This is a genomic window from Amycolatopsis sp. NPDC051106 (assembly GCF_040682775.1).
GTDB lineage: Bacteria > Actinomycetota > Actinomycetes > Mycobacteriales > Pseudonocardiaceae > Amycolatopsis.
Genome location: NZ_JBFBBQ010000003.1, coordinates 12,226 through 31,905 on the forward strand (window position 1 = coordinate 12,226; position 19,680 = coordinate 31,905).

15 protein-coding genes are annotated in these 19,680 nt (G+C 70.6%); 11 read left to right on the forward strand and 4 right to left on the reverse strand.

From position 1 onward, the window contains the following. Positions 1-43 precede the first annotated feature (43 nt). The 7 genes from AB0M83_RS03335 (at position 44) to AB0M83_RS03365 (ending at position 10,677) form a co-directional block, all read left to right on the forward strand. Positions 44-2,326 carry a discoidin domain-containing protein gene (locus AB0M83_RS03335; protein WP_364511760.1) on the forward strand — a complete coding sequence of 761 codons (2,283 nt, stop codon included), beginning with the start codon at positions 44-46 and terminating at the stop codon, positions 2,324-2,326. Between the two features lie 6 nt (positions 2,327-2,332). Beyond that, positions 2,333-4,513 (forward strand): discoidin domain-containing protein, encoded by a 2,181-nt coding sequence (locus AB0M83_RS03340; RefSeq protein ID WP_364511763.1) that lies wholly within the window; start codon positions 2,333-2,335, stop codon positions 4,511-4,513. A gap of 87 nt (positions 4,514-4,600) precedes the next feature. Further along, positions 4,601-5,608, forward strand: a complete 1,008-nt coding sequence (locus tag AB0M83_RS03345) for a LacI family DNA-binding transcriptional regulator (RefSeq protein ID WP_364511766.1) — start codon at positions 4,601-4,603, stop codon at positions 5,606-5,608. Between the two features lie 262 nt (positions 5,609-5,870). Then, positions 5,871-7,247, forward strand: coding sequence for an extracellular solute-binding protein (locus tag AB0M83_RS03350; protein WP_364511769.1), 1,377 nt, complete (start codon positions 5,871-5,873; stop codon positions 7,245-7,247). Continuing rightward, a complete protein-coding gene (locus tag AB0M83_RS03355) occupies positions 7,225-8,199 on the forward strand; it encodes a sugar ABC transporter permease (RefSeq protein WP_364511772.1) in 975 nt (324 codons plus the stop codon). The genes AB0M83_RS03350 and AB0M83_RS03355 overlap by 23 nt, the downstream gene beginning before the upstream one ends. Then, on the forward strand, positions 8,196-9,065 hold the full coding sequence (locus tag AB0M83_RS03360; RefSeq protein ID WP_364511775.1) for a carbohydrate ABC transporter permease: 870 nt from the start codon (positions 8,196-8,198) through the stop codon (positions 9,063-9,065). The genes AB0M83_RS03355 and AB0M83_RS03360 overlap by 4 nt, the downstream gene beginning before the upstream one ends. A gap of 34 nt (positions 9,066-9,099) precedes the next feature. Further along, positions 9,100-10,677 carry a glycoside hydrolase family 13 protein gene (locus AB0M83_RS03365; protein ID WP_364511778.1) on the forward strand — a complete coding sequence of 526 codons (1,578 nt, stop codon included), beginning with the start codon at positions 9,100-9,102 and terminating at the stop codon, positions 10,675-10,677. A gap of 73 nt (positions 10,678-10,750) precedes the next feature. Here AB0M83_RS03365 and AB0M83_RS03370 read toward each other — a convergent pair whose 3' ends face one another. Beyond that, complete coding sequence (locus tag AB0M83_RS03370; protein WP_364511781.1) at positions 10,751-12,085, reverse strand: hypothetical protein; 1,335 nt, start codon at positions 12,083-12,085, stop codon at positions 10,751-10,753. Between the two features lie 96 nt (positions 12,086-12,181). Between AB0M83_RS03370 and AB0M83_RS03375 the strand changes: the two genes are divergently transcribed. After that, a complete protein-coding gene (locus tag AB0M83_RS03375) occupies positions 12,182-13,636 on the forward strand; it encodes an ABC transporter substrate-binding protein (protein ID WP_364511784.1) in 1,455 nt (484 codons plus the stop codon). Beyond that, complete coding sequence (locus AB0M83_RS03380) at positions 13,633-14,214, forward strand: amino acid transporter (RefSeq protein ID WP_364511787.1); 582 nt, start codon at positions 13,633-13,635, stop codon at positions 14,212-14,214. Before AB0M83_RS03375 ends, AB0M83_RS03380 begins: the two co-directional genes overlap by 4 nt. Before the next feature lie 81 nt (positions 14,215-14,295). Here AB0M83_RS03380 and AB0M83_RS03385 read toward each other — a convergent pair whose 3' ends face one another. Further along, complete coding sequence (locus AB0M83_RS03385) at positions 14,296-15,174, reverse strand: LysR family transcriptional regulator (protein ID WP_364511790.1); 879 nt, start codon at positions 15,172-15,174, stop codon at positions 14,296-14,298. Positions 15,175-15,245: 71 nt separating this feature from the next. On the opposite strand from AB0M83_RS03385, the gene AB0M83_RS03390 reads away from it, so the two are divergent. After that, entirely contained in the window at positions 15,246-16,250 is a 1,005-nt protein-coding gene (locus AB0M83_RS03390; protein WP_364512352.1) for an SDR family oxidoreductase, read from the forward strand. Here AB0M83_RS03390 and AB0M83_RS03395 read toward each other — a convergent pair. Further along, positions 16,247-16,981, reverse strand: a complete 735-nt coding sequence (locus tag AB0M83_RS03395; protein ID WP_364511792.1) for an SDR family oxidoreductase — start codon at positions 16,979-16,981, stop codon at positions 16,247-16,249. The two genes, AB0M83_RS03390 and AB0M83_RS03395, sit on opposite strands and share 4 nt — an antisense overlap. 21 nt (positions 16,982-17,002) lie before the next feature. On the opposite strand from AB0M83_RS03395, the gene AB0M83_RS03400 reads away from it, so the two are divergent. Next, positions 17,003-17,632: a class I SAM-dependent methyltransferase gene (locus AB0M83_RS03400; RefSeq protein ID WP_364511795.1), complete on the forward strand. Its 630-nt coding sequence runs from the start codon at positions 17,003-17,005 to the stop codon at positions 17,630-17,632. A gap of 45 nt (positions 17,633-17,677) precedes the next feature. Here AB0M83_RS03400 and AB0M83_RS03405 read toward each other — a convergent pair whose 3' ends face one another. Next, a complete protein-coding gene (locus tag AB0M83_RS03405; protein ID WP_364511798.1) occupies positions 17,678-19,576 on the reverse strand; it encodes a S8 family serine peptidase in 1,899 nt (632 codons plus the stop codon). Between the last annotated feature and the right edge of the window lie 104 nt (positions 19,577-19,680).

Here is a 19,680-nt window from a genome sequence, read left to right on the forward strand (position 1 = left end):
TCACAGAGGTCCCCACCCTGCTGCGGAAAGGCCAGTGCCGCCCATGTCTCCCAGCTCTGTCTTCAGCGCGCCCGCAAAGGCTCCGGATCGCTTCCGGGCCAAGAGGTTCGCCGCTCTCGCCGCCGCCGTGACCGCCGCGGCCGGCCTGACGATCGCCGCCGTGCCCGCCGGTGGATCGGCGCTCGCAGCCGGCCGCGGCGCGACCGTGCCCTTCCTCGAACAGGAAGCGGAGAACGCCGCGACGAACGGCTCGGTCATCGGCCCGAACCGCGCCGCGGGCACGCTCGCCGGCGAGGCGTCCGGTCGCAAAGCCGTGACGTTGTCCGGCCAGGGCCAGTACGTCGAATTCACGCTCACCGCCCCGGCGAACTCGATCGACTTCCGCTACAGCCTCCCGGATGCGGCGAACGGGACGATCTCGCTGTACGTCGGCGGTGCTCACAACCGGGACATCGCGCTGACGTCGAAGTGGGCCTGGTACTACGGCTCGTACCCGTTCACCAACAACCCGGGTGACGGCCACGCGCACCACTTCTACGACGAGACCCGCGCGCTGATCGGCACGTCGTACCCTGCCGGCACCAAGATCAAGCTGCAGGTCGACGCCGGCGACGTCACGCCGGCGACGATCGACCTGGCCGACTTCGAGCAGGTCGGCGCCGCGGCCACCCGGCCGGCGAACTCGGTGTCCGTCACCGACTACGGCGCCACCGCCGGCGACACGAGCGACGACGCTTCGGCGTTCGACTCGGCCGTGGCCGCGGCTCGCAGCCAAGGCAAGGAAGTCTGGATCCCGTCCGGGACCTTCACCCTCGGCCACCACATCACCGTCGACCAGGTGACGATCCGCGGCGCCGGGCCGTGGTACTCGGTGCTCACCGGGCCGCGCGCCGGCATCTTCGGCAAGGGCGAACCGGCGAGCTGCGGGACGTCTACGTACCCGGGCAACGCCGCGGTCCCGGGCACCAGCAGCGCCGTGAAGCTGTACGACTTCGCGATCATCGGCCAGGTCGACGCCCGCGTCGACTGCGACCAGTCCAACGCCATCGGCGGCGCGCTGGGCGGCGGCTCGGTCGTGCAGAACCTGTGGCTGCAGCACACGAAGGTCGGGCTGTGGCTCGACGGGCCGTTCGACGGGCTCACCGTGGCCGGCAACCGGATCCTCGACCAGACCGCCGACGGGCTGAACCTGCACCAGGGCATCAGCAACGCCACGGTGACGAACAACTTCCTGCGCAACACCGGTGACGACGGCCTGGCCATGTGGTCCGAGCACGACGCCGACCACCACAACACGTTCTCCTTCAACACCGTGCTGCTGCCGATCCTCGCCAACAACATCGCGATCTACGGCGGGCACGACAACACCGTGTCCGACAACGTCGTGGCCGACAACCAGGACCAGGGTGGCGGCCTCCACATCGCCAACCGGTTCAGCGCGGTGCCGCTCTCCGGCACCACGACCGTCGCGCGCAACACCGCGATCCGCACCGGCGTCCTCGACTCGAACTGGCAGTTCGGCGTCGGCGCGCTGTGGTTCGACGGCCGCGACTCGGCGATCACCGGCCGGATCGACGTCACCGACCTCGACCTGCAGGACAACAACTACGAGGCCATCCAGTTCATCGACAGCGCCACCACGGACGTCCACTTCACGAACGTCCGGATCACCGGGGCGGGCACCTTCGCGTGGCAGATCCAGGCCAAGCCTTCGGGGTCCGTCAAGAACGTCGTCGCGACCGGGGTCGGGCGGGCCGGCGTCTACAACTGCATGGGCCCGGACGCTCTGACCGGCCTGGCCGACCAGGGCGGCAACTCGGGCTGGTCGACGACGTTCTGCGGCTCGTGGCCGACGCCGGTCTACGGCTCGGACAACGGCGGCACCACCACTCCGACCACGCCACCGACCACCACGACGACGCCGACCCAGCCGACCGGGAACCTGGCGCTGCACAAGAGCGTCACGGCCTCCGGTTCGCAGGGTGGGTTCCCGGCTTCGAACGCGGTCGACGGGGACGCCAACTCGTACTGGGAGAGCGCGAACAACGCGTTCCCGCAGACGTTGACCGTCGACTTCGGCAGCACGGTCTCGGTCTCGCGGCTGGTGCTGAAGCTCCCGCCGTCCTCGGCGTGGGGCACGCGGACCCAGACGATCGCGGTCGACGGCCATGTCACTGCCGCCGGTTACACGTTCAACCCGGCGTCCGGCAACACCGCGACCATCACGTTCCCGGCGACGTCGGCGCGCACCCTGCGGCTGACCTTCACCGGCAACACCGGCTGGCCCGCCGGGCAGCTGTCCGAACTCGAAGCCTATTCGTCCTGAGAGGTGATGACGATGTCCCGCATTCCGGCCTTGTTGGCCGTTGCGCTCGCCGCATCCGGCTTGACGGTGCTTTCCGGCAGCACCCCCGCCGCGGCCGCGACCTGCCCGACGACGGCGTCCGGCGGCGCGAGCGTGCCGTTCCGGACCGTCGAAGCCGAGTGCTCCGCGACGAACGGCTCGGCCGTCGGTCCCGACTACACGCAGGGCAGCATCGCCTCGGAAGCCTCCGGGCGGCAGGCTGTGAAGATCACCACCGGCCAGTACGTCGAGTTCACCCTGCCCGCGGCGGCCAACTCGATCAACGTCCACTACAACCTGCCCGACGGTTCGTCCGGCAGGCTTTCGGTGTCCGTCAACGGGTCCACGCTCGCGCTGCCCGTCACCTCGCGTTACACCTATGTGGACACCGGCTTCATCACGGGCTCGAAGACGCACCACTTCTTCGACGACGCGCGTCTGCTGCTCGGGCAGAACCTGGCGGCGGGCGCGAAGGTCCGGGTGCAGGCCGGTGCCGGTGACGTCGGCCAGGCGACCATCGACCTCGCCGACTTCGAGCAGGTCGGCGGTGCGGGCTCGAAGCCGTCGGCCGCTTTGTCGGTGACGGACTACGGCGCCACGGCCAACGACTCCTCCGACGACACCCAGGCGTTCCGCACCGGCCTGTCCGCGGCTCGTTCGCAGGGTAAGGAGCTGTGGGTTCCGCAGGGCCGGTTCGAGATCGGCTCGGCGCTGCAGATCGACCAGACCACCGTTCGCGGTGCCGGCCAGTGGTACACGGTGCTGCACGGCAACAACATCTTCAACAACGGCAGCGCGTCCGGGAACATCAAGCTGTACGACTTCGCGGTGTTCGGCGACGTGACCGAACGCAACGACGGCAGCCCGGACAATGCTTTCCACGGTGTCCTGGGCAACGGTTCGGTCGTGTCGGGTCTCTGGATCCAGGACACGAAGTGCGGGCTGTGGCTGATGAACGGCGCGTCGTCGAACGTCACCATCGAGAACAACCGCATCCTGGACACGCAGGCCGACGGCGTGAACTTCGACGGCGCCGTGACGAACTCGACGTTGCGCAACAACTACCTGCGCAACAACGGTGACGACGGGCTCGCCCTGTGGTCGAACGGTCAGGCCGACTCGGGCAACAGCCTGGTCAACAACACCATCGTGCAGCCGAACCTGGCCAACGGCATCGCGCTGTACGGCGGGTCGAACAACACGGTGAGCGGCAACCTCGTCCAGGACACCAACGCTCTCGGCGGCGGCTACCTGGTGGCGAACCGGTTCAACTCGGTGCCGCTTGCGGGCACGGTCACGCTGGCGAACAACACCGCGCTGCGGGCCGGGGCGCTCGACCCCAACTGGCAGTTCGGCGTCGGCGCGCTGTGGTTCGACGCGCGGGACCAGGCGATCACCGGCGTCACGATCCGGGTCACCGGGTTCACCGCGATCCAGAGCCCGTACGAGGCGATCCAGTTCATCGACGGCAACGGGCAGGGCAAGCAGATCCAGGGCATCACGATCGACGGCGTCTCGGTGCAGGGCGTCGGGACGTTCGTGGCGCAGTCGCAGACGCAGGGGTCGGTGTCGATCAGCAACCTGACCGCGTCCGGCGTCGGTGTGACCGGGACGTACAACTGTCCGTACCCGACGTCGATCCCGCGGATGACGTTCGGCGGGTCGGGCAACAGCGGCTGGACCGGCACGTGGAGTGACTGCTCGAGCTGGCCCGCGCCGAACTCGGGCCCACCGCAGCCGCCGCAGTCGGGCACGAACCTCGCGCGCGGCAAGGCGATCAGCGCGTCGGCGTCCGTCGGGGGCTTCCCGCCGTCGAACGCGGTGGACGGGGATGCCGGCTCGTACTGGGAGAGCGCGAACAACGCGTTCCCGCAGACGCTGACGGTGGACCTGGGCGCGGCGGCGGCGATCAACAAGGTGACGCTGCGCCTGCCGCCGTCGTCGGCGTGGGGTGCGCGGACCGAGACGGTGACGATCTCCGGCAGCACGGACGGCGGTTCGTACACGACACTGGTGGGTTCCCGCGGGTACGCGTTCGACCCGGCTTCCGGCAACACGGCGTCGGCGTCCTTCACGGCGACGTCCCAGCGTTTCGTGCGGCTGACGTTCACCGGCAACACCGGCTGGCCCGCCGGTCAGGTGTCCGAGTTCGAAGTGGCGGCTTCGTAACTCGGTCGTCCGGCAAGCCCGTACCGGTCCCCGGGACCGGTACGGGCTTGTCATGCTTTTGCGCGCAGTTGCTGTAAAGTTTCACGCATGACGCGTCGTCTTGCCGAAGTCGCCCGCCAGGTCGGGGTCAGCGAAGCCACGGTCAGCCGGGTGCTCAACGGCCGCTCCGGGGTGTCCGCCAGCACCCGGGCCGCCGTGCTCACCGCGCTGGACGTGATGGGCTACGAACGCCCCACCCAGCTGCGCGGCGAGCGGGCCCGCCTGGTCGGGCTGGTGCTGCCGGAGCTGCAGAACCCCATCTTCCCCGCGCTGGCCGAGATCATGGGCAACGCCCTCGCGCAGCAGGGGTTCACGCCGGTGCTGTGCACGCGGACCGCGGGCGGGGTGTCCGAGGCGGAGTACGTCGAACTGCTCCTGCAGCAGCAGGTGTCGGGCGTGGTGTTCGCCGGCGGGCTGTTCGCCCAGGCGGACGCGGTGCACACGCACTACCACCACCTGGTGGAGCGCCGGCTCCCGACGGTGCTCATCAACGCGGCGGTCGACCACCTCGGGCTCCCCCAGGTCTCGTGCGACGATGCGGTGGCCGTCGAGCAGGTCGTCGGGCACCTGAGCTCGCTCGGACACGAGAAGATCGGGCTGGTCCTGGGGCCGTCGGACCACGTGCCGTCCCGGCGCAAGCTCGCGGCGTTCCAGTCGTACGCGGCGAAGCTCGGGCTCCCGGTGCTGGACGAGCTGGTCGAGCACGGCATGTTTTCGATCGAGGGCGGCCACGCGGCGGCGGCCAGGCTGTACCCCCGCGGCGCGACGGCGGTGCTGTGCGCGAGCGACCTCCTGGCACTGGGCGCGGTCCGCGCGGCGCGCCGGCAGGGGTTGTCGGTGCCGGAGGACGTCTCGGTGGTCGGCTACGACGACTCGGCCCTGATGAACTGCACCGACCCGCCCCTGACGACCACCCGCCAGCCGATCGAGGCAATGGGGCGCGCGGTGGTGGAGCTGCTGGTGAAGCGCATCAACGGGGGCGAGGTGGCGGCGGAGGAGCTGCTGTTCGCACCGGAGCTGGTCGTCCGGGGCTCGACGGCCCGCCGCATCGCCTGACCGGCCTCCCTCGAGGGCGCGACGACTCCGGTCGTCGCGCCTTTTTTCGCAACCAGACTCCGGCGCCCCAATGTGGCCTTCGGTGCGTCAGACGCACCCAAGGCGGCCTTCGGTGCGTAAGACGCAACCAAGGCCACCTTGGGGCGCTCGCGGCCTGTTCGTAACTTGCAACTTCTCGTCGCCTTATTGCGTCGATCTGCTCTCACACTTTAGAGTGACCGCAATCACGTGACAGCCGTCGCGACCCGAGAAGAGGCTTGAGATGAGCAGTCCCTGGTCCCGAACCGTGCCCCGCCGGATCTTCTGCATGCTGGCCGCAGGTGGCCTTGCCCTGGGGGTGGCCGCCTGCGGCAGCGACTCCGGCACGGAGACCGCGGGGGGCAAGGTCAAGATCACGGTCACCGGGCAGCCGCCGACCAGCCAGCCGTTCGAGCGCAGCGTGTTCGACGCCGACGTCAAGGAGTTCGAGGCTGCCCACCCGAACATCGACATCGATCCGCACGAAGGCTTCATGGACCCGAAGACCTTCTCCGCGAAGCTCGCCGGCGGGCAGCTCGAGGACGTCTACTACGTCTACTTCACCGACCCCGCGCAGATCATCGCGCGCCGTCAAGCCGCCGACATCACGGAAGCCGCGAAGAGCGTTCCGCACATCAACGACATCAAGCCGGAACTCCTCGACAACTTCCGTGACGCGAACGGCAAGCTCTACGGCCTGCCGACGATGAACTACACGATGGGCCTGGTCTACAGCCGCCCGCTGTTCCAGAAGGCCGGGCTCGACCCGGACAAGCCGCCGCAGACGTGGGACGAGGTCCGCGACGCCGCGAAGAAGATCTCCGCGCTGGGCAACGGCGTCGTCGGGTACGCCGACTACAGCAAGAACAACCAGGGCGGCTGGCACATGACCGGCTGGCTCTACTCGATGGGCGGCGACATCGCCCGCAAGGACGGCGACAAGTGGGTCGCCGACTTCGCCAACGACAAGGGCAAGCAGGCCCTGCAGTACCTGCACGACATGCGCTGGACCGACAACTCGATGGGCGCCAAGCAGCTCCTCGAGGCCACGGACGTGCAGCGCATGATGGGCGCCGGCCAGCTCGGCATGTACATGGCCGCCCCGGACAACGTTCCGGTGCTGGTCAAGCAGTTCAACGGCAAGTACGAGGACTACGGCATCGCCGGCATGCCCGGCGGCCAGGGCACGCTGCTCGGCGGTGAAGGCTACATGATCAACCCGAAGGCCTCGCCGGACAAGGTCAAGGCCGGCCTCGAGTGGATCCAGTGGAAGTACCTCAACCCGGACCGCTTCGAAAAGCACATCCAGCAGTACGTCGACGGCAAGCAGCCGGTCGGCCTCCCCGCCGAGCCGACCCCGGACGTCTGGACGGGCTCGGTCCGCGAGCAGCAGCTGGCGCTGAAGGCCAAGTACGCCAACGTCCCCGCGAAGAACTACCAGTCCTACGTGGACACGACCAGCAAGATCAAGGGCAGCATCGAGCCGCCGAACGCGCAGCAGATCTACGCCGCGCTCGACAGCGTCATGCAGGCGGTGCTCACGGACCAGAACGCGAACATCGACCAGCAGCTGTCGTCGGCTTCGGCGAAGGTCAACAGTGTCCTCGCCCAGGTCAAGTAGCCTCCTCGCCTGGCCCGCGACGTCTTCGTCGCGGGCCAGGCGGCCGGTCGCCTCCCCGGAGGAACGCCGCCGGACCCGGATCAGGCGCAAGCTCCAGGAGAACCTCACCGCGTACGGCCTGCTCTGCGCCGCGCTCGTGGTGTTCGCGCTCTTCTCCTGGTACCCGATCGTGCGCGGCGTGCTGCTGAGCTTCCAGCAGGTCGACTTCGTCAACGCGCCGACGTGGGTCGGGTTCGACAACTTCAGCCGGCTCTTCGCGGACCCGCTGTTCGGCGTCGCCTGGCGCAACACGCTGCTGTTCACCGGGCTGGCGCTGGTCTTCGGCTTCGCCGTCCCGTTCCTCACGGCCGTGCTGCTCAACGAGATCCGGCACGCGAAGGCGTTCTTCCGGCTCGCCGTCTACCTGCCGGTGATGCTGCCGCCGGTCGTGACGGCGCTGATGTGGAAGTGGTTCTACGACCCGGGTCCCGGCCTCTTCAACTCCGCGCTCGGCGCGGTCGGCCTGCCCGGCGGCCAGTGGCTCGACTCCTCCACGACGGCGATGCTGTCGCTGGTGTTCGTCTCGACGTGGGCCAACATGGGCAGCACCACGCTCATCTACCTGGCCGCGCTCGGCACGATCCCCGGCGAGCTGTACGAAGCCGCGGAGCTCGACGGCGCCGGGCTGTGGAAGCGGCTGCGGCACGTGACGTTCCCGCAGACGCGGTTCGTGCTGCTGGTGCTCCTGCTGCTGCAGATCGTCGCGACGATGCAGGTGTTCACCGAGCCGTACGTGATGACCGGCGGCGGCCCGGACGACTCGACGGTCACCGTGCTCCTGCTGCTGTACCGCTACGCCTTCGTCTACAACGACTTCGGCTCGGCGAGCGCGATGAGCCTGCTGCTGTTCGTGGCGCTCGGCGTGTTCTCGGCGTGGTACGTCCGGCTGACGCGGAAGGCGGACCAGTCATGAGAACCCTCGTCTCGCCCGGCGCGTTGCGCAGCCCGCGCGGCAAGGTCGTCTACGGCGTCGTCTTCGCGTGCACGCTCGTGGTCTTCCTGCTGGCGTTCATGTTCCCGCTGTACTGGGTCGTCACCGGCGCGATGAAGTCACCGCAGGAGCTGGCGCAGACGCCGGCGACGCTCGTCCCGCACGAGTGGCACCCGGAGACCTTCGCCGACGCGTGGGACCAGCTGAGCCTGGGCAAGTACTTCCTCAACACGCTCATCGTCGCCGGCGGCGCGTGGCTGGCGCAGCTGGCCATCGACGTCCCGGCCGCGTTCGCGCTGTCGAAGCTGCGGCCGAAGTTCGGCAACGTCGTGCTCGGGCTGATGCTGGCCACGCTCATGCTGCCGGCCACGGCCCTGCTCGTCCCGACGTACGTGACGGTGACGGACCTGCCGCTGCTGCACCTCAACCTGATCAACTCGCCGACCGCGGTCTGGCTCCCGGCGGCGGCGAACGCGTTCAACATCTACCTGCTGAAGCGGTTCTTCGACCAGATCCCGGACGAGCTGATCGAAGCGGCGCGCATCGACGGCGCCGGGCCGGTGCGCACGCTCTGGCGGATCATCCTGCCGATCTCGCGGCCGATCCTGGCCGTGGTGTCGATCCTCGCGGTGGTCACCGCGTGGAAGGACTTCATCTGGCCGCTGCTGGTGTTCCCGGACACCGAAAAGCAGACGCTCTCGGTGATGCTGCAACGGGTGGCGATCGACATGCCGCTCAACGTGCTCGTCGCCGGGATGGTGCTGGCCAGCCTGCCGATGGTGGCGCTGTTCCTGGCCTTCCAGCGGCAGATCCTCGCCGGGCTGACCGCCGGCAGCATCAAGGGCTGAGCCGGGTTTTCACGACGACTAGGAGGGCACTTTCGTGACCGACAAGACCGGCTGGTGGCGGAGCGCGGCGATCTACCAGGTCTACATCCGCAGCTTCGCGGACGGCAACGGTGACGGCGTCGGCGACCTCGCCGGCGTCCGCGCCCGGCTGGACCACCTGGCCGACCTGGGGATCGACGCGATCTGGTTCACCCCGTGGTACCCCTCGCCGATGGACGACGGCGGCTACGACGTCGCCGACTTCCGCGACATCGAGCCGCTCTTCGGCACGCTCGCCGAGGCGGAGGACCTGATCGCCGAGGCGCACGCGCGCGGCATCCGGGTGATCATCGACATCGTGCCCAACCACTGCTCCGACGAGCACCGGTGGTTCCAGGCCGCGCTCGCGGCCGGCCCCGGATCGCCCGAGCGGCAACGGTTCTGGTTCCGGCCCGGCCGCGGGCCGGACGGCGCCGAGCCGCCGAACAACTGGAAGTCGCGCTTCGGCGGGTCGGCGTGGACGCGCGTGCCGGACGGCGAGTGGTTCCTGCACCTCTACAGCTCGCGGCAGCCGGACTTCAACTGGGAGAACCCGGACATCCGCCAGGAGTTCGAGGACGTGCTGCGGTTCTGGTTCGACCGCGGCGTCGACGGCTTCCGCATCGACGTCGCCGACGGGCTGGTCAAGGACCCGCGGCTGCCCGACGTCGACGATGGCGACGAGACGCCGTTCTCCGACATGGAGGGCCTGCACGAGATCTACCGGTCGTGGCGCAAGATCGCCGACAGCTACGGCGGCGAGCGCGTGCTGGTCGGCGAGATGTGGCTGCCGGACATGTCCCGCGCGGCGCGCTACCTGCGCCGCGACGAGCTGCACTCGGCGTTCAACTTCGACTTCCTGGTCTGCCCGTGGGAGGCGTCGCGCTTCCGGGACGTCATCAGCCGGACGTTGCGGGCGCACGACGAGGTCGGCGCGCCGGCCGCGTGGGTGCTGTCGAACCACGACGTCACCCGGCACGTCACGCGCTACGGCCGTCAGGGCGACACGGGGTTCAGCTTCGCGAACCGGCTGCACGAGCTGCCGGTCGACCGGGAGCTGGGCACCCGGCGGGCCCGGGCGGCGGCGTTGCTGACGCTCGCGCTGCCCGGCGGTTTGTACGTCTACCAGGGCGAGGAGCTGGGACTGTGGGAGGTCCTGGACATCGCGGACGACCTGCGCCAGGACCCGGTGTGGGCCCGCACGAACGGCGCCGACCCCGGCCGCGACGGCTGCCGGGTGCCGATTCCGTGGTCGGGTGACGAGCCGCCGTTCGGCTTCGGCTCCGGGGGCGCGTGGCTGCCGCAGCCCGAGGAGTGGAAGGCCTACACGGCGGAAGCGGAGGCGGCGGACCCGGCGTCGATGCTGTCGCTGTACCGCGACGGCCTGCGGATCCGGCGAGACCTGCCCACGGGCGAGCTGGAGTGGCTCTCCCTCGGCGAGGGTGTGCTGGCGTTCCGGATCGGCGCGGACTTCACGTTCGCGCTGAACTTCTCGGCCTCGCCGGTGCCCCTGCCGGACGGCGAAGTCCTGCTGGCCAGCGGCCCGCTCGACGGCTCCCTGCCCACGGACACCGCGGTGTGGCTGCGCTCCTGAAATGCTCTGAAGGCCGCCATGAGGGACCTGGATGCCCTCATGGTGGCCTTCAGAGGCTTTACGACTCGCGTTGCTACTTCGTGAGCTGCAGGACGTCGATGCCGCGGGCGTTGTCGGCGACGTAGACGTACTTGCCGTGCCAGTACGGGGCCCACGCGCTCGCGTCGCCCGGGCGGTAGTACGCGATCTGGCGCGGGTTCGTCGGGTCGCTGACGTCGAGGAACCGGGTGCCCTGCGCGTAGAACGACTGCACCAGGATCTTGCCGCGGACGTCGAAGTAGTGCGCGGAGCAGTCGTCGGACGCCGGGTCGCTGCCCTCCTGGCCGTTGACGCCCCACGTGCCGACGCTCTGCAGGCGGAACGGCTGCTCGGGCGTCGAACGCCAGCCTTCACCGTGGTACGAACCCGCGAGGGAGGAGATCGTCAGGACGCCGTCGCCCGCGCAGCCGTCGACGAAGTTCTCCTCCGTCGCGTAGATCAGGTCCTGGCCGCGCCAGGCACCGTCACCGACGCGGTGGCCGGCCGGGTGGAAGCTGTTGTGCATGAACCGCGAGGGCGCCGCCGTCTCGGCGATGCCACCACCCGCGTACGGGATCGGCTCGTGCGCCGTCGCGCGGCGGACCTTGTTCGTCAGCGGGTCGCGGTGCACCCCGTTGGTCCAGTAGCCGCGCACGCCGCCGCGCCCGGACACCCAGGCCACGCCGTTGCCGTCCACCTGGACGTCGTGCACGTAGTCGGTCTTGCCGTCGTTGCGGGCCAGCTCGATCGGCTCCGGGTTCACCTTCGGGTGCCGCGGGTCGCGGATGTCGGTGACCCAGATCGGCCGCCCGCCCCAGTCGGCCGGCTGGTCGGCGGCCTTCGACGGGCCACCGGTCCACAGGTAGCGGCACCCGTCGACGCAGCTGGTGGTGTGCCCGCCGGGCGCCTTCACGTAGCTGATGATCTTCGGTGCTTCGGGCTTCGCGACGTCGACGACGTAGATGCCGGATTCGCCGGTCTGCGTGGTGCCCCCGAAAGCGCGCGGGTCGCGGGAGAGGAACACCAGCTTGCGGTCCTGGTCGACCTCGGTGTCCTCGGTCTCCCACAGCCCCGGCAGGCTGACCTGCCCGACCAGCTTCGGCGCGGCCGGGTTCTTCGTGAGGTCGTAGACCTTCAGCCCGAACTCGCCGGACACGACCATGACGTCGCGGCGGCCGTAGTCGAGGAAGTTGATCGAGATGGCGCCGGCGGCGTCCGGCACGCTGCCGACGGCCTTGACGTTCTTGATCGCGCCCGGATCGCCCAGGGTGCGGGCGGCCGGAGCAGCGGGTTTGTCGTCCTCGCCGCAGGCGGCGGCCGGGAGCCCGGTCGCGACCAGCGTGGCGCTGACGGTGACAGCGGCGAAGCACGACCGGAGCCAGGTGCGCACGAAACCTCCCAGAAGGCGTGTTCCCCGGGAACGGTACGACGGAGATCAACCGGACACAAGCGCCTTTGGTTGGCGGCTGACTGGTAGGACTGGCGCATGCGCCTGCTCACCCTGCTCGCCGCTGTGGCCCTCGCCGTCACGGGCTGTTCCGCTGCCGACCCGGCCCGGCCGGGTGTCCTGTCCGCCGGGATCCGCGAGCCCGCGACGCTGCTGCCCGCCGACGTCGCCGACCAGGCGGGCCGGCTGGTGACCGGCGCGCTGTGGACCCCGCTCGCCGACTACGACGCCGCGACCGGGAAGCTCACCCCGCGCGCGGCCGCGTCGATCGAGAGCGCCGACCGGGTGCACTGGACGGTCAAGCTGCGCCCGGCGACGTTCCACGACGGCACCCCGGTCACCGCCCAGTCCTATGTGGACACGTGGCGGACGATCGCGGCTTCGCCGTGGGCCGCCGCGCCGGTGTTGACGAAGCTGTTGCGGGCCCGCGAAATCGTGGCGTCCGCTCCGGACACGATCACCCTCGTCCTGGACCGCCCGTCCGGCCAGGTGGCGGCCTTGCTCTCGGCGCCGGGCCTGGTGCCGCTGCCCGCGTCGGTGCTCGCCTCACGGGACTGGAAGGGCTTCGCCGTGGCACCGGTCGGGAACGGCCCGTACCGGCTCGACGGCCCGTGGCGGCCCGGCTCGGGCGGCACGCTGAAGCGCGTCGGCTCCGGCGTCGGCAAGACCGAGGAGATCGAGCTGCGCGTCGCCGATCCGGCCACCCAGTACGACGCGGTCAAGGCGGGCACGCTCGACCTGGCCACCGAGGTGCCCGGCGAGAAGCACGACGCGATGCACGCCGACTTCGGCGACGACCACCACGCGACGTGGGCGTTGCCGCGCGCGGGCTACCTGGCGTTCCCGGTGGCGAACCCGCGGTTCGCCGACGCGACGGTCCGCCACGGCTTCGCCCTCGGCATCGACCGCGCGGCCCTCGAAGCCGGTCCGCTGGCCCACCAGGTCGACCCGGCGAAGGCGCTGCTGCCCCCGGCGGACGCGCCCGGCGAGCGGTCGGGCACGTGCCGGCCGTGCAGCTTCGACGCGGCGGCGGGCAAGGCGCTCCTGCAGCAGGCGGCCTTCCCCGGCGGCGCGACTGTCTACTTCGGACCTTCGACCGAAGCTTGGACCCGCACCCTCGTGGTCGGCCTGCACAAGTCCTTGGACGTTTCGGTGACAGCGCAGGCTTCCCCCGCCACCGGCGCCGTCGACGGTCCGTCCACTCTGGACGTCTTGCTGGCCACGGCGAGCCCGTACGAGCTGTTGTCGACGCTCGCATCGAAGTCGGGCTACACCGACGAGGTGTTCCACCAGAACCTGGCGCTCGCGGACGCGGCGGCGAGCCCGGCGGAGTCGGGCGAACTGTACCGGCTGGCGGAGAACCAGCTGCTGCGCGACCTCCCGGTGGCCCCGCTGTGGTCCGGCCACGGCCACGCGGTCTGGTCGTCGCGCGTCCACGACGTCGTGACGACGCCGTTCACCGGCCCGGTATTGACGGGAATCGGGGTCTCGTGACGTGGGACCCGGCGCCCCTGTCCGAAGTGGCCTCGCTGTTCTCGGCGGCCGCGGTCCCGTGGTGGGTCGCCGGCGGGTACGCGATCGAACTCGCGGTGGGGCGGGCGTTCCGTGACCACGCGGACGTCGACGTCCTGGTCCTGCGGCGCGACCAGCTCGCGGTCCAGGAGGCGCTGGCGTCGTGGGAGTGGTGGGCGGCGGACCCACCCGGCACGCTCCGGCCGTGGCGCCGCGGCGAGGTGCTGCCGGCCGGCGTCGACGACGTCTGGTGCCGGCCGTCGGCGTCCGCGCCGTGGCGGATCCAGGTCATGCTCGACGAGACGGAGGGTGACGAGTGGGTCTCCCGGCGGAATCCCGCCGTGCGCCGCGCGGTCACGGGTCTCGGCAACGTCTCGGCGGACGGGATCCCTTACCTGCAACCGGAAGTGCAGCTGTTCGCCAAGGCCCGCGACACCCGGCCGAAGGACGAGCAGGACTTCGCCGCCGCGTTGCCGGTCCTGGACGCTTCCCGGCGGCAGTGGCTCGCGGACGCCCTCCGGACGACGTTCGGTGCGCACCCCTGGCTCGACCGCCTCTAGCGGCGCGCGTCCGACGTACGTCGACAGCGGTCCGGCACTGCGCCGTCGCCGAGCTTCGGACGGACTGGCGACGCGCGCTTCTCAGACCGCGGCGTGCTCGACCAGGGTCTCGATGAACGCCGTGGTCAGCGGGTCCGGCGCCGCTCGCGTGTAGGCCGCCAGCGTCCGGCGCACCGGCACGCTCGGCCGCAGGACCCGGCCCTCGAAACGCGCCGGCAGCACGTTCGCCGGGACCAGCGCCGGACCCAAACCCGCCGCCGCCAGGATCGGGGCCGCCGCCGTCTGCTCGGTGCGGACCGCCGCGCGCGGGCGGAACCCGGCCGCCGCGCACGCCGCGTCGACCAGCTCCGCCAGGCCGTTGCCCGGCGCGTAGTGCACCCACGCGCAGTCGGCGAGCGTCGCCAGGTCGACCTCGCCGGATGCGTCGTCCTCCGAAGCGCCGTCGGCGGGCAGCACGACCACGAACTCCTCCACGCCCAGCTCCCGCACCGGCCCCGGCCAAGCCGGCGGCAGCGGGCCGAGCGCGACGTCGGCCTCGCCCGCCGTCATCGCCTCCCGCAGCTCGTCCGCGTGCCGGAACTCGATCAGCCGGACGTCGACGCCGGGCCGGTCGCGGCGCCACACGCGCAACGCCGGTGGCAGCACGCCGAGGCTCATCGAGTAGACCGTCGCGACCTGCAGCTCCCCCGCCGTCGTGCCGGACGCCAGGCGGGCGGCGCAGCGCGCGCGTTCGGCGTCGGCCAGCGCCGCCCGCGCGTGCGGGAGCATCGCCCGGCCCATCGGCGTGAGCCGGACGGTCCGGGGCAGCCGTTCGAGCAGCGGCCCGCCGAGGCCGTGTTCGAGAGCCCGCATCTGGTGCGACAACGCGGGCTGCGTCACGTGGAGCTGCTCGGCCGCGCGCGTGAACGAGCCGGTGTCGACCACCGTGACCAGGTACTCGAGCTGCCGCAGACTGGTCATGACGAAAGCTTATCGCAGCCGTGAGAACTAAGCCTTGGACTTATCGCGAGCGCGTGACCAGCCTGGAGGGCATGGAACGCAAGACAGCCCTGGTCGCCGGGGCGAACGGGATCATCGGCCGGAACCTCGTCGAACACCTGCGGGCGGACGGGGGCTGGGACGTCGTCGGTCTCTCCCGGCGCGGCGGGCTCGCCGTCGACCTGCTCGACCCGGCGGACACCCGGGCCAAGGTCGGGGCGCTGACCGGCGTCACGCACCTCTTCTACGCGGCGTACCAGGACCGGCCGACGTGGGCCGAACTGGTGCCGCCGAACCTGGCGATGCTGACGAACCTCGTCGACGCCGTCGACCCGGCCGCCCTCGAGCACGTCAGCCTCATGCAGGGTTACAAGGTCTACGGCGCGCACCTCGGCCCGTTCAAGACGCCCGCGCGCGAGACCGACGCCGGGCACATGCCACCGGAGTTCAACGTCGACCAGCAGCAGTTCCTCGAGCGCCGCGCCGGCTCGTGGACGTGGTCGGCGATCCGGCCGTCGGTGGTCGGCGGGACGGCGCTGGGCAACCCGATGAACCTGGCGCTGGTGATCGCGGTGTACGCGTCGATTTCGAAGGAGCTCGGCCTGCCACTGCGGTTCCCGGGCAAGCCCGGCGCGTACGACAGCCTCCTGGAGATGACGGACGCGGGCCTGCTGGCCGACGCGACGGTCTGGGCCACCGGCCGGGAAGGCGCGTTCAACATCGCGAACGGCGACCTGTTCCGCTGGAGCGAGCTGTGGCCGAAACTGGCGGCGTACTTCGGCCTGGAAGCGGCGCCGCCGCTGCGGATGTCCCTTGTGGACGTGATGGCCGACAAAAGTCCACTATGGACCGCGATTGCCACGAAACACGGGCTGACCGCGTCCTACCAGGACGTATCGGCGTCGTGGGCGTTCGGCGACTTCGTGTTCGGCTGGGACTACGACATGTTCGCCGACACGTCGAAGTCCCGGCGCGCGGGCTTCCACACCTACGTCGAGACGGAGCAGATGTTCTACCGCCTGTTCGACGAGTTCCGGAAGGCGCGGGTGATCCCCTAACCGCGGCCGATGAACGGCATGGTCGTCGCGGTGACGGTGAGGAACTGGACGTTGGCGTCCAGCGGCAGGCCCGCCATGTACCGCACCGCGTCGGCGACGTGCCGGACGTCGAACGTCGGCTCGGCGAGGATGCGGCCGTCGGCCTGCGGGATGCCGGCCGCCATCCGCTCGGTCATCTCCGTGGCCGCGTTGCCGATGTCGATCTGCCCGCAGGCGACGTTCCACGCGCGGCCGTCGAGCGAAATCGACCGGGTCAGGCCGGTGATCGCGTGCTTGGTCGCGGTGTAGGCGACGCTGGCGGGCCGCGGGGCGTGCGCGGAGATCGAGCCGTTGTTGACGATCCGGCCGCCGCGCGGGTCCTGGTCCTTCATCAGCCGGACGGCCTGCTGCGCGCAGAGGAACATGCCGGTGAGGTTGACGTCGACGGTGCGCTTCCAGTCCTCGACGGACAGATCGGCGACGGTCCCCGCCGCCCCGATCCCGGCGTTGTTGACCAGCAGGTCGAGCCGCCCCCACCGCTCGCGGACCGCGGCGAACAACGCGGCGACCGACTCTTCGTCCGAGACGTCGGTGGGCACGACGAGCGCGCCGTCGCGGTCGCCGGCGGTTTCGGTGAGGGCGCCGGAGCGCCGCCCCGCGAGAGCGACGGACCAGCCGTCTTCGAGCAGCGCCCGCGCCACCGCCCGCCCGATGCCCGATCCGGCCCCGGTCACCACCGCCGTCTTCACCATCACCCCTCCTACACTGCCCACATGGGTCTTCGCGATCGCTTCCAGGCCGGTCTCGCCCGGCAACTCGGCCACCCTAGCGGCCTGCGCGGCCGCTTCGTCGGCTCTGCGCTCAACCGCAGGAACCGCGAAGCGGTGGTGAAAGCCGTCGCGGCGCTGGAGCTGTCGGGCGCCGAACGGGCCCTGGACATCGGCTTCGGCGGCGGTCTGGGCCTCGGCCTCCTGCTGCGGAAAGCCGCCACCGTGCAGGGGGTGGAGATCTCGAAGACGATGCTCGACCGGGCACGCGGGGCCTTCCGCCGGGAGATCACGGCGGGCAGGCTGATCCTGAGCGAGGGGTCCATGACGGCGTTGCCCCTCGACGACGGTTCGGCCGACGCGATCGTCACGACGAACACGGTCTACTTCGTCGACGACCTCGCCCCGGCGTTCGCCGAGGTCGCCCGGGTGCTCGCGCCGGGCGGGCGGTTCGTGCTGGGCATCGGCGACCCCGAGCTGATGGGCCGCGCCCGGATGCTCACCGACAACGGCTTCCGCATCCGCCCGATCGCCGAGATCGAAGCGACTTTGGCCGCGGCGGGGCTGGCGTTGTCGCGACACGAGCGGTTCGCCCACAGCGGACTCGGCTTCCACCTGCTGGTCACCGGAAAATGACGAAACGGGGGCCCGGCCGGTGCCGGACCCCCGTTTCACAGGTGCTTACTTGGCCGCGACACCCAGCGCCGCGAGCGCCGGGCCGGCCATGATCACGCCGTTGCCCGTCACCGTGTCGAACCCGGGCGCGCCCAGGTCGATCGCCGAAGACACCAGCGCCGAACGGATCTGCGCCGGCGTCGCCGTCGGCTTGCCCGACAGCAGCAGCGCCGCGATCGCCGCCGCGTGCGGGGCCGCCGCCGACGTCCCGAAGAACGGCTGGAAGCCCGCCACCGACGTCGCCACGCCGTCCGCCGCCGTGATGTCCGGCTTGTTCCGCGTCGTGCCCCCGGTCGAGGACACGTTGCCCGGCGTGATCGCCGTGCCGTCCGCGTTGTAGAACAGGTGACGCTTGCCGTCGGAGGAGAAGCGCTCCCACTTGCTCGACGCGCTGAACAGGCCCGGGTACGGGCCCGCCGGGTTGGCCGGGTCGCCGGTCTCCAGCGGCCGCGTGAACGCCGGGCCGGCCGGGGCCGCCGCCACGCTGAACGCGTTCGCCGCCGACGAGTGGCCGTTCGTGACGCCGTTGGTGCTGAACGCCTTGAGCGAACCCGAAGCCACGAACCGGCCGCGGATCACGTTGAGCGCGATGAACCGGTCCGCGCCGCTGTACTTGACCACCGCGACCTTGTAGCCGGAGCCGGTCGTCGGCACGCTCGCGATTTCGTACGGGTTCTGCGAGCCGGACTGGCCGTTTTCGCTCGACGCCACGACGCTGCCCGAGGAGTTCAGGATGAACAGGTCGTAGTCGTTGGCGGACTTGCCCCACGGGTCGGACCAGAACAGCGTCACGGGCTTGCCGAGCGAACCGGCCGAAAGCGCGTCGAAGTTCTGCGTCGTGCTGCTCGGGTCGAAGTCGTGCGGGGTACCGGTGACGCCGCTGATCTTCGACGACGAAGCGCGGAAGTCACCTTCGTAGTAGCCGCTGGTGCCGTCGGTCGCGTTGCCCGAGTTGCCGGCCGAGGAGAAGTACAGGACACCCGCCGCGGTGACGTCGTTGACGGCCTGCGCGACCTGCGTGTCCTGGAACGGCGACTCGTCGAAGTAGGCGACGTCGTCGACGATGATCGTGCAGTGACCGGTGGTGCGCAGCGCGCGGATGTTCGCGGCGAAGCTGGCCTCGCTGGTGAACGCGGTCGCGAAGCCGAGCGCGGCGTTCGGCGCGAGGTCGTGGATGATCTCCAGCATCGCGGTGCCTTCGTCGCCGCTGCCCTTCTGACCGGACAGGACGTCCACCGCGGGCAGCTCGCCGGCGCTCTGCGACTTGGCCAGCGAGTCGACGCCGTCGGAGAGCACGCAGACCTTGACGCCGGAACCGCTGACGCCGTAGGTGGCGCGGGCGGTGTCGGCGCCGTGCGCCTTGTCGCCTTCGGAAACCTGGGTCGCCGCGGCGGCCTGCGCGGCCACCCGGAAGTCCCGGTTGCCCTGCTCGCTCCAGGTGGTCGCCTGCGCGGCGGGCTTGACCTCGGCGACGTCGGCGCGGCCGGCGATCGCGTCCACGGCGGACAGTGGGAGGTCGGCGCGGACGGCGCCACCCGCGGCGTAGCGGACGACGCCGCCGGCCGCCTTGACCGCGTTCGCGACGGCCTGGTCACCGGTGGCGGCGATCTCGACCGCGACGGTGCCGGCGCTGCTGACGCCGACGCCCGAGCGGTAGTCAGGCAGCTTCGCGGCGAGGGACCGGTCGGCCCGCAACCGCTTCTCGACGACGAGCTGGCTCGATTGCTTGCGCTCGGCGGGGGTCAGGCTCTTCTTGATGCTCTGGAGCGCGCTGATGCCCGCTTCGGTGCGCGCGGCCGCCGCGTCCACCGTGGACGGCTGCGCCACCGAAACCCCCGTCGTCAGCAGCAACGCGCCGACCGTCAGCGGAACCGCGTGCGCGGCGACCCGGCTGAATCTCACCATCGATTTCTCCCTGAGCCACTCGGCCGTATGACACCCAACCGGGTGTAATGGGGAGAATCTAAGTAGTGACCAGGCAGTGGTCCACCGACCAAAGTCGGGAACGT

Coding starts and splice junctions, on each gene's coding strand:
- AB0M83_RS03335 (WP_364511760.1), top strand. CDS start 44: ATGTCTCCCAGCTCTGTCTTCAGCGCGCCCGCAAAGGCTCCGGATCGC.
- AB0M83_RS03340 (WP_364511763.1), top strand. CDS start 2,333: ATGACGATGTCCCGCATTCCGGCCTTGTTGGCCGTTGCGCTCGCCGCA.
- AB0M83_RS03345 (WP_364511766.1), top strand. CDS start 4,601: ATGACGCGTCGTCTTGCCGAAGTCGCCCGCCAGGTCGGGGTCAGCGAA.
- AB0M83_RS03350 (WP_364511769.1), top strand. CDS start 5,871: ATGAGCAGTCCCTGGTCCCGAACCGTGCCCCGCCGGATCTTCTGCATG.
- AB0M83_RS03360 (WP_364511775.1), top strand. CDS start 8,196: ATGAGAACCCTCGTCTCGCCCGGCGCGTTGCGCAGCCCGCGCGGCAAG.
- AB0M83_RS03375 (WP_364511784.1), top strand. CDS start 12,182: ATGCGCCTGCTCACCCTGCTCGCCGCTGTGGCCCTCGCCGTCACGGGC.
- AB0M83_RS03385 (WP_364511790.1), bottom strand. CDS start 15,174: ATGACCAGTCTGCGGCAGCTCGAGTACCTGGTCACGGTGGTCGACACC.
- AB0M83_RS03390 (WP_364512352.1), top strand. CDS start 15,246: ATGGAACGCAAGACAGCCCTGGTCGCCGGGGCGAACGGGATCATCGGC.
- AB0M83_RS03395 (WP_364511792.1), bottom strand. CDS start 16,981: ATGGTGAAGACGGCGGTGGTGACCGGGGCCGGATCGGGCATCGGGCGG.
- AB0M83_RS03400 (WP_364511795.1), top strand. CDS start 17,003: ATGGGTCTTCGCGATCGCTTCCAGGCCGGTCTCGCCCGGCAACTCGGC.
- AB0M83_RS03405 (WP_364511798.1), bottom strand. CDS start 19,576: ATGGTGAGATTCAGCCGGGTCGCCGCGCACGCGGTTCCGCTGACGGTC.